Here is a 12,026-nt window from a genome sequence, read left to right as displayed (position 1 = left end):
CGTACCAAGATTCCAATCTGCGGCAAAAATTAATAAAACTTTTTTTCTAAAAAATTACCGCACTTTAGTGACATCATATCCCCCATCATTAGCTTTATTTTGACCAAGACAAAATTAGACTATATCATATCTACGGATTACAACTGTTCTAGAACAATTGTGATTATACATAAGCATTTGCTATGCCTTATTGGATTGGTAGGCACAAAAATTGTGCTATTGTTTATATAGGCTAAAAAGAGAATTAACAAAGAATGTCAGAGAATACAAATCCTCTTCTTCCAAATTATCCATTTAATCTTGAGTTGGTCGCAGGGATTACGCAAATTGAAGAAGGAAATTATTTAGATTTTACTATCAATCGACCACATGGTATGAACGGATACATTCTTCATTTGACTACTTTAGGAAAAGGAACGATATTTGATGGTCAAGACTTTTTTTATGCAACTAAGGGGCAACTCTTACTTTTCTCCCCTCAAGCCATTCATCACTACCACAGAAGTAAAGAAAGTAAATTTTGGACTCACAAGTGGGTTTATTTTTATCCTAACTCTAGATGGGGGAAATGGTTAACCTGGTCAGATACTCGACATCATATTGGAAAAATTAAGATTCAAGACCAAAAATATTTTAATGAAATTAGCAAATTATTCTCTCAAATTGAAGCTGAATCTCAATCAGCTAACACATTCAAAGAGGAAATGGCTCTTAGCTTATTAGAATTCCTACTAATTAAGTGCATATCTGCTGAAAAACAACAAAACACATTTTCTATAGATAGCAGAATTATCGCTATTCAAAATCTCATTACTCAGGACTTATCTAAAAATTGGACGATTACTGAATTAGCTCAACAGGTTTATTTGTCTGCTTCGAGATTATCTCATTTATTTTTTCATTCAACAGGGATGAGTATCATTCAGTGGATAGAACGTCAACGTGTATTAGAAATTAAGAGATTATTATATTTTTCTGATAGATCAATTACTGCCTTAGCAAAGAGTTTCGGTTATAATGATCCTCTATATTTTTCTAAAGTATTCAAAAAACATACTGGCTTATCCCCATCTAAATTTAGACAACAGTGCAAAAATATCAAATTAGTATAATGTGATATATCTCTCAGTTTTAATTCGATAGCAGAATTATCCATATTTAATAGCCAAAATCTACCTTTTCTTTTTTAAATTCAGTTAATAAGATAAAAACACCTTATTAAGGTAAGGTACTATTAACTGCTTACGCCCTTACATTATAACCTCTTTAACTAAGGATTAGATTATGAAAACACAAATTTTCAGACGATTACTCCTATCTACAATTCTCGCTTTAAGCTGTTCCTCTGTCGTATTAGCAACAAACATTGTCAATATTTCTAAAATTGATGGAATGCCTTGGTTTAACCGAATGGGAGAAGGTGTTGTTCAGGCCGGAAAAGATAATAATGTGAATGCCTATCAAGTGGGACCTTCTAATACTGATGCTCCACAACAGGTCAAGCTTATTGAAGATTTAATTGCTAAAAAAGTTGATGCAATTTCTATCGTGCCAAATGACGCGAATGCGTTAGAGCCAGTACTCAAAAAAGCAAAACAAAACGGCATCTTAATTTTAACCAATGAGTCTGTAGGTCAACCAAGTGCAGATTGGGATATTGAAATTATTGATAATGCCCAATTTGCTGCTGACTATGTTGAAGAAGTAGCAAAAGCCATCAATGGTAAAGGAGGATACGTTATCTATGTTGGTGGTTTGACTGTACCTCAACATAATCTATGGTCAGATTTATTTATTCAATATCAAAAGAAACACTACCCTGATATGTATGAAGTAACAAGCCGTATGCCTGTTGCTGAAAATATTGATGATGCACGCAGAACAACAATTGATCTCATCAAAGCTCACCCTGATCTAAAAGCTGTAATTTCATTTGGTTCTCAAGGTCCAATTGGAGCGGGCTTAGCTGTAAAAGAAAAACGTTTAAAAGGTAAATTAAACGTATTTGGTATGATGATACCATCACAGGCAGCATCCTTAATCAAATCTGGCAATATCACTATGGGAATTACATATGATCCTGCCAGTGCAGGCTATGCACTCGTCACTGTTGCAGCCAAACTCCTAAAAGGAGAAAAAATTGAAGATGGAATAGAAATTCCAACTGTAGGTAAAGCTAAAGTAAATACTGAGAAAAAATTACTTCAATTTCATGACGTGTTAAGAGTAACAAAAGAAAACATTGATAGTCTTTATTAATAAAAGGTTGGAGAGTTCACTACTCATGTAGTGAGCTCTTTTATTTTTAGGAGGCAGTATGGTTTTTATTAGAATGAATAGTATTAGCAAAACTTTCCATGGAGTGAAAGCATTAAATAATGTAACTCTCGATCTAAATTATGGTGAAGCGCTTTGTTTAGCTGGACAAAATGGATGTGGAAAATCTACATTAATTAAAATATTATCTGGTGTTTATCAACCTGATGATGGTGCTCAAATTCAGATTGGAGCAAGCCAATACAATGAACTTACTCCAGAACAATCAATAAGTAAAGGAATACAAGTAATTTATCAGGATCTGGCTCTATTCCCCAACTTAACTGTAAGTGAAAATATCACTATCAATGCTTACCGGAAATTAGGCTTTATCAATCGTCATAAGTTAAAAGAAGAAGCAAAATTAGCTATTAAAAGTATTAATGCAAACTTAGATCTTGATGCTGTAGTAGAAACTCTGCCTATTGCTCAACAACAACTTGTTGCTATCTGCCGAGCCCTCGCTCAAAATGCCAAATTACTTATTATGGATGAACCCACAGCTTCTCTCACAGCAAAAGAAGTTAAAGATCTGCTCAATGTCGTCATCAAACTTAAAAATAAAGGAATTAGTATTATCTTTGTTAGTCATAAGTTAGCGGAAGTAATGAAAGTTTCAGATAATATACTTGTTCTTAAAGACGGTAATATAGTAGGGAAATATCCTATCACTGAGGTTGATGAAAAAAAACTAGGTTTTCTAATGACAGGATTAGAAATTACTCCTAAAAAGCTCGCTGAAATAAACTTTTCAAATCAACCTACAGTTTTAGAAGTAAAAAATTTATCTCTAACATCGCAATATAAAAATATTAATTTCTCTCTAAAGAAAGGTGAAATTATTGCATTAACTGGACTATTAGGATCTGGCAGAACCGAGCTATGCTTAAGTTTATTTGGCATTACTCAACCCACTACGGGGGAAATATTAATAAACGGAAAAAAAATAAAACTTAAAAATAACCGCCATGCAATAAAAAATGGAATTGCTTACGTTTCAGAAGATCGACTTAATACTGGTTTAATTATGGAGGAAAGTATCCATAACAATATTATATCCACTATTTTTGATAAAATATCAAATAAAATTAATTTAATTAATCAGACCAGAGCATATCAAAAAAGCAATCAGCTTATTCAATCATTAAAAATTAAATTAAGTAATTCTGATCTCCCTGTTAATACTCTGTCAGGAGGTAACGCTCAACGAGTGTCTATTGCAAAATGGCTAGCAACTTCACCTCAAATTATCATTTTAGATTCACCTACAATTGGTGTAGATATTGCTAATAAAGAAGAAATTTTTAATATAATTAGAGCCATGATTACACAGGGTATTTCTGTTATTTTTATTACTGATGAAGTTGAAGAAGCATATTACAATAGCCACAGAATATTAATTATGAAAAAAGGAGAAATTACTCATGAGCTGTATTCAGCCAAATGTTCAGAAAAAGATATAGAGGAGGCTATTTATGAAAGCAACTAGTAATAAAATATTATTTATTATACTTACAACATTAGCAATTACTTTATCTATATATACAGATCACTTTGCTACAATTGAAAATATTTATGATATTACAAACAACTATAGTATGCTTATGATCCTATCATGTGGATTATTTATTGTCTTATTATCTGGCGGAATCGATATATCATTCCCTGCCATGACAATCATCTCGCAATATATTATGATTTCATTTATTTCTCATTATGATATTGGTTTTATCAATGTCTTTCTTATATCTAGTGTAGTTGGTACTTTATTAGGGTTTACTAATGCCATCTTAGTCAATAAATTAAATGTTCCTTCGATTATCATAACCATCTCTACTCTTAATATATTCTACGGGGCATTACTTTATATTACTAAAGGTGTTTGGTTATATGATTACCCCGAATGGTTTCAAGAGGAATTAGTTTTCTTTAAATCTGTCGCTCAAGATGGCTCTACTTATGGTTTATCCTTCCAAATTATTATTGCCTTATTTGCAGTTTTATTAACTGGTATTATCGTCAAAAAATTAACGATAGGAAGACAAATCTATGCACTTGGAGGTAACAAAGATGCAGCCTCTCGTATAGGGTTTAACATTTTAAAACTTCATTTATTTGCTTATGGCTATATGGGATTAATGTCTGGATTAGCAGGCATTGTTCAATCTTATACTGTCCAATCTGTTGCGCCAGATTCACTCCTTGGTTATGAATTAACCGTATTAGCTGCTGTTGTACTAGGGGGAACCAGTCTAACAGGTGGAAAAGGCACATTATTAGGAACAGTTATGGGGGTCGCATTATTAGCAATAATCCAAAACGGGCTCAACTTACTAAACGTTTCATCTTATTGGCAAATGGTTATCACTGGTTGCATTATTATTCTTAGCATTAGTCTTAATGCATTAACAAACCGCAAAAGTTTTTCTTCTTAAGGAGTAAATATGAAAAATATTGTTGATAATTCGATCAAATATTTACTTATTTTATTTATTATAGCTATCGCTACATTTAGTATCTTGATACCAGATATTTTTTGGTCTATTTCTAATTTTCAATCAATGGCTTCACAAATCCCTGTATTAGGAATATTAACTCTTGCCATGGCAATTACAATATTAACAGGAGGAATTAATTTATCTATTATTGCAACAATGAATGCCTGCACCTTAATAATCGCATATTTTTCGACTCAATTTTATGATAATAGCTATATCATTCTAGGTCTTATTATTAGTCTATTATGCGCATTATTTATAGGGTTAATTAATGGAACATTAATTGCAATTATTAGAGTATCTCCAATTCTAGCGACTTTAGGAACAATGACATTAATAAATGGACTAAACATCTTAGTAACTAATGGTTCAACAATTGCAAATTATCCAGACATTATTTTAAGTATCAATGCTTCTACTTTTTTCCTTATTCCATTACCTATTATTATCTTCCTGATTCTATTTCTGTTTATATGGATTTTTCTTGAAAAAACCACATTAGGGCAATCTATTTATTTTATTGGTAATAATGAAAAAGCTACTTTTTATTCAGGAATTAATACAAAAAAAGTTTTAATTTATGTTTACATAATTTCAGCAATTCTTTGTGTCTTTGCAGGCTTACTTATGATGTCTAAATTAAACTCAGCTAAAGCTTCTTATGGAGATTCCTATTTACTCACATCTATACTAGCTACAGTATTAGGTGGATTTAATCCTGATGGAGGGAAAGGTCGCTTTCTTGGTATTATACTCGCTCTAATTCTATTACAAATAATTGAAAGTGGATTAAATATGCTAGGAGTGAGTAGCTATATTACAATGGTATTATGGGGGGCATTACTCATCTTATTCATATTTTTACAAAAACATACAATATTTAGCAAATCTTAATCTTGGAGGAGATATGAATATAGATAATATCATTCTTGAAAATATTAGTTTAGGCATAGAATTCGGCTCTACTAGAATTAAAGCTGTGCTAATTGATTCTCAAGGAAATATGTTAGCTACTGGTGGATTTAATTGGGAAAATAAATTTATTGATGGTATCTGGACCTACCCACAAGAATTAATTTGGTATGGTTTACAACAAGCTTATTGTGCGTTAAATAATAAGGTACAGAAAAAATATGGGATTCAAATCACAAAAGTTAGTGCAATTGGCATTAGTGCGATGATGCACGGTTATATGCCATTTGATAATAAAGGGAATTTACTTGTTCCTTTCCGCACCTGGCGTAACAATATCACTTCAGAATCTTCCCAAAAACTGACTGCACTTTTTCAGCATAATATACCACAACGCTGGAGTATTGCTCATCTTTACCAAGCAATCTTAAATGAAGAACAACATATTTCACAAATTAACTATCTAACTACGCTGGCTGGATATGTGCATTGGCGGTTAACTAACCAAAAAGTCCTCGGCATTGGCGATGCTTCAGGGATGTTTCCAATCAATTTACTGCAACAAACTTATGAGCCGTTCATGTTGGCCGATTTCAATCAACTTATTACACACAAACACTATCCTTGGCAAATTGAAAATATTTTACCTAAAGTTCTGCTTGCTGGTGAGAATGCAGGCTACTTAACGGAGCAAGGTGCGAGATTAATTGATCCAACAGGTACATTGCAAGCTGGTTGTCCATTATGCCCACCTGAAGGTGATGCAGGAACAGGGATGATCGCCACTAATAGCATTAAGTCAACTACAGGTAATATTTCTGCTGGCACTTCCGCCTTTTCCATGGTTGTGCTTGAGCATCCTTTATCTAAAGTTTATCCAGAATTAGATATGGTAACAACGCCAACTGGGAAATTAGTAGCAATGGCACACGCTAATAATTGTACTACAGATATTAATGCTTGGATAAAACTATTTATTGAATGTTTAGAAATTTTTGGATTAAACACAACCCCCGATGAGGTTTATGAAACGCTTTTCAACAAAGCGCTGGAAGGTGATACCGACTGTGGTGGGTTACTTTCCTATGGTTTTTATTCTGGCGAGCACAGCGTTGGACTATCTGCTGGCCACCCAATGTTCTTGCACCCAACTAATAGTCATTTTAACTTGGCAAATTTTATTCGTACACATCTTTATTCAGCTTTTGCGGCAATGAAATTAGGCATGGATATTCTGTTTCAGCAGGAAAAAGTTCATATTACACAGCTTCTTGCTCACGGTGGCATATTTAAAACTGCTAATGTGGCTTCTTCTATCTTGGCTTCTGCATTAAATGTACCTGTTGCTGTGATGAAAAATGCCAGCGAAGGTGGTGCATGGGGAATTGCTATATTAGCAAGTTATCTTGCGGTTTCTCAAACACAGTCTTTAGAACAATATCTAGACCAGATTATTTTCAAACATAATGACATTGCTGTGAGTGAGCCCAATAATAGTATGGTACAAGGTTATCAACAATTTATGCAACGTTATCAGCAATATATTTCTGTAGTGAATACAGCGGTCAATGTCCAGACTACTGTGCAATAAAAATCGGGAGGATATGATGGAATTTATCAAAAAACTGGAAATTTGGTTTGTAGTTGGTAGTCAACATCTTTATGGACAGGAAACATTACAGCAAGTTAAAAACAATGCTGAGCAAATTGTAAATTACCTTAACCAACAAACCCCCTTTATTCAAATCAAACTGAAAAGTCTAGCAACTACACCCAATGAGATTTTATCAGTTTGTCAAGCTACGAATAATGAAGAAAAATGCGTTGGGATTATTGCTTGGATGCATACTTTCTCACCAGCAAAAATGTGGATCGCAGGACTTTCTCAACTCAATAAACCCCTTTTACAATTACATACTCAGTTTAATCAATATATTCCTTGGGATGATATTGATATGAATTATATGAATTTGCATCAAACTGCCCATGGTGATCGCGAATTTGGTTATCTTGTTAGCCGTTTACGTAAACCAAGAACTATTATTGTTGGTCATTGGAAAAGCTTAGCTGTACAGCAAAAAATTAATAAGTGGATGCGAGTAACTGCAGCCATTTATGATCAAAAACATTTACAAATTGCTCGTTTTGGCGACAATATGCGTGAAGTATCCTCTACAGAAGGAGATAAAGTTGAGGCACAAATAAAATTTGGTTACAGTGTAAACGGATATGGAGTATATCAAATAGTAGAAGAAATAAATCAAGTAGTAAAAGAAGATATTCATGCTTTAGTAAAAGAATATGAGTGTGAATACCAGTTGGCAGATTGTTTGCAAAAAAATGGAGAAAAACGCAATGCACTTTTTGAATGTGCAAAAATTGAATTAGGACTTAAGACCTTTTTACAAAATGGAGATTTTTATGCCTTTACTGATACTTTTGAAAATTTAAACGGATTAAAACAGCTTCCAGGTTTAGCTGTACAACGCTTAATGCAACAAGGTTATGGATTTGGTGCAGAAGGCGACTGGAAAACAGCAGCGTTGGTTCGAGCCCTTAAAGTGATGAGCTACGGTTTATCAAAAGGAACTTCATTTATAGAAGACTACACCTATAACTTAGATGAGAATAATGAGGTGGTATTAGGAGCACATATGTTAGAAGTTTGCCCATCAATTGCACAGGAAAAACCGATTTTAGATATTAAACCTCTAAGTATCGGAAGCAAAGAAGATCCGCCTAGATTAATTTTTACGGGTAAAACAGGGGCCGCTATTAATACCACTATTGTTGATATCGGTAATCGTTTCCGTATGATTGTTGCTGATCTTGATGCTATTGAAAAACCAAAAGTCATGCCAAACTTACCTGTGGGACATGTTTTTTGGAAATTACAGCCTAATTTTGATATTGGAACACAAGCATGGATTCTTGCTGGTGGAGCTCACCATAGTGTTTTCAGCTTAGATATTGATGCCGAAATGCTACGTATTTTTGCTGAGTTCTTTGACATTGAATTTATTCATATCAATAAAAATACCCAGCTTACTAAGCTCAAAAATGAGCTTCGCTGGAATGAAATCGCATACCAATAAGACATACTATCTAGTAGATATAATAATAAAAGTGCGATTAGAATTTTAAAACACTCCACCGCACTTTATATAAATAAAAAAACAAAAACCCCCTGAATTGGTACTAGGGGGTTTTAATTTATTTTTGATTAAGCGATTGCTTTTTCAACTACACGAACTAAAGTCCATGATTTCGTTTTAGAGAGTGGACGACACTCTTTAATTTCAACGACATCACCTAATTTAGCTTCGTTGTTCTCGTCATGCACGTGTAATTTCGTTGTACGACGGATAAACTTACCATAAAGTGGGTGTTTAACCTTGCGTTCAATCGCAACAACGAACGATTTGTCCATTTTGTCGCTTACAACTTTACCTTGCACGCTACGAATTTTATCAGTCATTACTCACCCGCCTTTTCGGTTAATACAGTTTTTACTTGTGCAATACTACGACGCACTTGTTTTAACTGATGGGTTTGTTGAAGCTGACCGGTGGCTGCTTGCATACGCAACTTGAATTGCTCACCTAACAAGTTAACCAATTCAGCATTCAGCTCTTCAACACTTTTTGTACGTAGTTCTTGAGCTTTCATTACATCACCGTCTTAGTTACGAAAGTGGTCTTGATAGGCAATTTCGCCGCTGCTAATGCAAATGCGTTTCTTGCGATCTCTTCAGACACACCATCCATTTCATATAGTACTTTACCCGGTTGGATTAAGGCTACCCAGTACTCAACGTTACCTTTACCTTTACCCATACGGACTTCTAATGGTTTCTCAGTAATTGGTTTATCTGGGAATACACGGATCCAGATTTTACCTTGACGTTTAACCGCACGAGTCATTGCACGACGTGCTGCCTCAATTTGGCGAGCTGTTAAACGACCACGGCCAACTGCTTTCAAACCGAAGGTACCGAAGCTAACTTCTGTACCCGCTGCAATACCACGGTTACGACCTTTGTGGACTTTGCGGAATTTTGTACGTTTTGGTTGCAACATCTAGCGATTCTCCTTACTTACGACCTTTGCCGCGTGGTGCCTTTTTAGGCTTATCAGCAGGTTGTTGTTCTGGTTGCGCAATTGCAGCCATTCCACCGAGGATTTCACCTTTGAAGATCCATACTTTAATACCGATTACACCGTATGTAGTATGGGCTTCAGCAGTGTTATAGTCGATGTCCGCACGTAATGTATGTAGAGGTACACGACCTTCACGATACCATTCAGAACGTGCAATTTCTGCACCACCTAAACGACCGCTTACTTCAACTTTGATACCTTTAGCACCTAAACGCATTGCGTTTTGTACTGCACGTTTCATAGCACGGCGGAACATAACACGGCGTTCTAATTGAGAAGCGATACTATCTGCAACTAATTTTGCATCTAATTCAGGTTTTTTCACTTCAGCAATGTTGATTTGAGCTGGAACGCCTGCGATAGCCGCAACTGCGTTACGTAATTTTTCAACATCTTCACCTTTCTTACCGATAACGATACCTGGGCGAGCTGTGTGAATTGTGACACGGATGCTTTTCGCTGGACGCTCAATAGTGATACGTGAAACTGAAGCATTCGCTAATTCTTTATTCAAGAATTTACGTACTTTGAAATCGCCGTCTAAATTATCAGCGAAATCTTGTGTATTCGCAAACCAAGTAGAGCTCCAAGGCTTAACAATACCTAGGCGAATACCATGTGGATGTACTTTTTGACCCATTGCTATTCCTCTACTTATTAACGATCTGACACAACCACAGTAATGTGGCTAGTACGTTTTAAAATACGATCTGCACGACCTTTAGCACGTGGCATAACACGTTTCATGCTAGGACCTTCATCTACGAAAATCTTCGCTACTTTAAGATCATCGATATCTGCACCGTCATTGTGCTCTGCGTTAGCAATTGCTGATTCAAGCACTTTCTTCACTAAAGCTGCCGCTTTTTTGTTAGTGTAAGTTAAGATGTCTAATGCTTGATTCACTTTCTTACCACGGATTAAATCCGCAACTAAGCGAGCTTTTTGCGCTGAAGTGCGAGCGTAACGATGTTTTGCAATAGTTTCCATCTTTTACCCCTTACTTCTTAGCTTTCTTATCCGCAGCGTGACCGCGGTAAGTACGAGTCGGTGCAAATTCACCTAATTTATGACCGATCATTTCATCAGATACATAAACAGGAACGTGCTGACGACCATTATGGACTGCGATGGTCAATCCGATCATTGACGGAATGATCATTGAACGACGGGACCAAGTTTTAATTGGTTTTTTATCCCCGCTTTCCACCGCCTTCTCTACCTTCTTCAACAAGTGTAGGTCAAGGAAAGGACCCTTCTTGAGAGAACGTGGCATGGCTAATCCTCTTTATTAATTAATATTATTTACCACGACGACGTACGATGAATTTATCAGTACGTTTGTTATGGCGAGTTTTCTTACCTTTAGTTTGAACGCCCCAAGGTGTGACTGGGTGTTTACCAAAGTTACGACCTTCACCACCACCGTGTGGGTGATCTACTGGGTTCATTGCTGTACCACGAACTGTTGGGCGAATGCCTCTCCAGCGGTTAGCACCTGCTTTACCCAATACGCGAAGCATGTGTTCTGAGTTACCAACTTCACCAATGGTCGCTGTACACTCAGCTAAAACTTTACGCATTTCGCCTGAGCGAAGACGTAAAGTAACATAGTTACCTTCACGAGCGATAATTTGTACATAAGCACCAGCTGAACGCGCGATTTGACCGCCTTTACCTGGTTTTAATTCAACGTTATGTACAGTCGAACCAACTGGAATATTACGCATTGGTAACGCATTACCAACTTTAATTGGCGCATTCGCTCCAGATTGGATTGTATCGCCTGCAGACAAACCTTTAGGTGCTAAGATATAACGGCGTTCGCCATCTTTATAAAGCACTAAAGCAATATTTGCAGAACGGTTAGGGTCATATTCTAGACGCTCAACAACCGCTGGAATATCTAACTTGTTACGTTTGAAATCGATTAAACGGTAATGTTGTTTATGACCACCACCAATATGGCGAGTAGTAATACGTCCGAAATTGTTACGACCACCGGTTTTAGATTTTGTATCTAAAAGTGGTGCGTAAGGTTTACCCTTGTGTAATTCAGGGTTCACGATTTTAACAACGTGACGACGACCAGCGGAGGTCGGCTTACATTTAACGATAGCCATTATTTTCTACTCCTCCG

14 protein-coding genes are annotated in these 12,026 nt (G+C 35.7%); 7 read left to right on the top strand and 7 right to left on the bottom strand.

Going from position 1 to position 12,026, the window contains the following annotated elements; all coding sequences use genetic code 11:
* Positions 1 to 254 precede the first annotated feature (254 nt).
* The 7 genes from araC to araA all read left to right on the top strand — a co-directional run bounded on the left by araC (position 255) and on the right by araA (position 8,821).
* Positions 255 to 1,112, top strand: a complete 858-nt coding sequence (gene araC / locus KPF51_RS10305; protein WP_005754942.1) for an arabinose operon transcriptional regulator AraC — start codon at positions 255 to 257, stop codon at positions 1,110 to 1,112.
* A gap of 172 nt (positions 1,113 to 1,284) precedes the next feature.
* On the top strand, positions 1,285 to 2,259 hold the full coding sequence (locus tag KPF51_RS10300; protein ID WP_005754944.1) for an autoinducer 2 ABC transporter substrate-binding protein: 975 nt from the start codon (positions 1,285 to 1,287) through the stop codon (positions 2,257 to 2,259).
* A 58-nt stretch (positions 2,260 to 2,317) separates the two neighbouring features.
* Complete coding sequence (locus KPF51_RS10295; RefSeq protein ID WP_061406299.1) at positions 2,318 to 3,805, top strand: sugar ABC transporter ATP-binding protein; 1,488 nt, start codon at positions 2,318 to 2,320, stop codon at positions 3,803 to 3,805.
* On the top strand, positions 3,792 to 4,751 hold the full coding sequence (locus KPF51_RS10290) for an ABC transporter permease (RefSeq protein WP_005754948.1): 960 nt from the start codon (positions 3,792 to 3,794) through the stop codon (positions 4,749 to 4,751). Before KPF51_RS10295 ends, KPF51_RS10290 begins: the two co-directional genes overlap by 14 nt.
* 9 nt (positions 4,752 to 4,760) lie before the next feature.
* Positions 4,761 to 5,708, top strand: coding sequence for an ABC transporter permease (locus tag KPF51_RS10285; RefSeq protein WP_061406300.1), 948 nt, complete (start codon positions 4,761 to 4,763; stop codon positions 5,706 to 5,708).
* A 13-nt stretch (positions 5,709 to 5,721) separates the two neighbouring features.
* Complete coding sequence (locus tag KPF51_RS10280) at positions 5,722 to 7,317, top strand: xylulokinase (RefSeq protein WP_061406301.1); 1,596 nt, start codon at positions 5,722 to 5,724, stop codon at positions 7,315 to 7,317.
* 13 nt (positions 7,318 to 7,330) lie between these two features.
* A complete protein-coding gene (gene araA, locus KPF51_RS10275; RefSeq protein ID WP_226887989.1) occupies positions 7,331 to 8,821 on the top strand; it encodes an L-arabinose isomerase in 1,491 nt (496 codons plus the stop codon).
* A gap of 128 nt (positions 8,822 to 8,949) precedes the next feature.
* Here the strand turns inward: araA and rpsQ are convergent, their stop codons facing one another.
* From rpsQ to rplB, 7 genes are read right to left on the bottom strand one after another with little or no spacing between them, the layout of a single operon-like run.
* Positions 8,950 to 9,204: a 30S ribosomal protein S17 gene (rpsQ, locus tag KPF51_RS10270; protein WP_005754956.1), complete on the bottom strand. Its 255-nt coding sequence runs from the start codon at positions 9,202 to 9,204 to the stop codon at positions 8,950 to 8,952.
* Complete coding sequence (gene rpmC, locus KPF51_RS10265; protein WP_005717924.1) at positions 9,204 to 9,395, bottom strand: 50S ribosomal protein L29; 192 nt, start codon at positions 9,393 to 9,395, stop codon at positions 9,204 to 9,206. The genes rpsQ and rpmC overlap by 1 nt, the downstream gene beginning before the upstream one ends.
* On the bottom strand, positions 9,395 to 9,805 hold the full coding sequence (rplP, locus tag KPF51_RS10260; protein ID WP_005717925.1) for a 50S ribosomal protein L16: 411 nt from the start codon (positions 9,803 to 9,805) through the stop codon (positions 9,395 to 9,397). The genes rpmC and rplP overlap by 1 nt, the downstream gene beginning before the upstream one ends.
* A gap of 13 nt (positions 9,806 to 9,818) precedes the next feature.
* A complete protein-coding gene (rpsC, locus tag KPF51_RS10255) occupies positions 9,819 to 10,526 on the bottom strand; it encodes a 30S ribosomal protein S3 (RefSeq protein WP_005717926.1) in 708 nt (235 codons plus the stop codon).
* 17 nt (positions 10,527 to 10,543) lie between these two features.
* Entirely contained in the window at positions 10,544 to 10,876 is a 333-nt protein-coding gene (gene rplV, locus KPF51_RS10250) for a 50S ribosomal protein L22 (RefSeq protein WP_005724025.1), read from the bottom strand.
* A gap of 10 nt (positions 10,877 to 10,886) precedes the next feature.
* Positions 10,887 to 11,162 (bottom strand): 30S ribosomal protein S19, encoded by a 276-nt coding sequence (rpsS, locus tag KPF51_RS10245; RefSeq protein WP_005539416.1) that lies wholly within the window; start codon positions 11,160 to 11,162, stop codon positions 10,887 to 10,889.
* A 25-nt stretch (positions 11,163 to 11,187) separates the two neighbouring features.
* Positions 11,188 to 12,009, bottom strand: coding sequence for a 50S ribosomal protein L2 (rplB, locus tag KPF51_RS10240; protein WP_005724028.1), 822 nt, complete (start codon positions 12,007 to 12,009; stop codon positions 11,188 to 11,190).
* Positions 12,010 to 12,026 lie beyond the last annotated feature (17 nt).

Origin of the sequence: Pasteurella sp. XG20 (assembly GCF_018968665.1) — a bacterium.
In the GTDB taxonomy this organism is placed as follows: Bacteria; Pseudomonadota; Gammaproteobacteria; order Enterobacterales; family Pasteurellaceae; genus Pasteurella; species Pasteurella multocida.
The sequence above is the reverse complement of the archived record's forward strand: the minus strand, read 5'-3'. Positions and strand labels throughout refer to the sequence as shown.

Coding starts and splice junctions, on each gene's coding strand:
- rpmC (WP_005717924.1), bottom strand. CDS start 9,395: ATGAAAGCTCAAGAACTACGTACAAAAAGTGTTGAAGAGCTGAATGCT.
- rpsS (WP_005539416.1), bottom strand. CDS start 11,162: ATGCCACGTTCTCTCAAGAAGGGTCCTTTCCTTGACCTACACTTGTTG.
- rpsQ (WP_005754956.1), bottom strand. CDS start 9,204: ATGACTGATAAAATTCGTAGCGTGCAAGGTAAAGTTGTAAGCGACAAA.
- araA (WP_226887989.1), top strand. CDS start 7,331: ATGATGGAATTTATCAAAAAACTGGAAATTTGGTTTGTAGTTGGTAGT.
- araC (WP_005754942.1), top strand. CDS start 255: ATGTCAGAGAATACAAATCCTCTTCTTCCAAATTATCCATTTAATCTT.
- KPF51_RS10295 (WP_061406299.1), top strand. CDS start 2,318: ATGGTTTTTATTAGAATGAATAGTATTAGCAAAACTTTCCATGGAGTG.
- KPF51_RS10300 (WP_005754944.1), top strand. CDS start 1,285: ATGAAAACACAAATTTTCAGACGATTACTCCTATCTACAATTCTCGCT.
- KPF51_RS10290 (WP_005754948.1), top strand. CDS start 3,792: ATGAAAGCAACTAGTAATAAAATATTATTTATTATACTTACAACATTA.
- rplV (WP_005724025.1), bottom strand. CDS start 10,876: ATGGAAACTATTGCAAAACATCGTTACGCTCGCACTTCAGCGCAAAAA.
- rpsC (WP_005717926.1), bottom strand. CDS start 10,526: ATGGGTCAAAAAGTACATCCACATGGTATTCGCCTAGGTATTGTTAAG.
- rplP (WP_005717925.1), bottom strand. CDS start 9,805: ATGTTGCAACCAAAACGTACAAAATTCCGCAAAGTCCACAAAGGTCGT.
- KPF51_RS10285 (WP_061406300.1), top strand. CDS start 4,761: ATGAAAAATATTGTTGATAATTCGATCAAATATTTACTTATTTTATTT.
- rplB (WP_005724028.1), bottom strand. CDS start 12,009: ATGGCTATCGTTAAATGTAAGCCGACCTCCGCTGGTCGTCGTCACGTT.
- KPF51_RS10280 (WP_061406301.1), top strand. CDS start 5,722: ATGAATATAGATAATATCATTCTTGAAAATATTAGTTTAGGCATAGAA.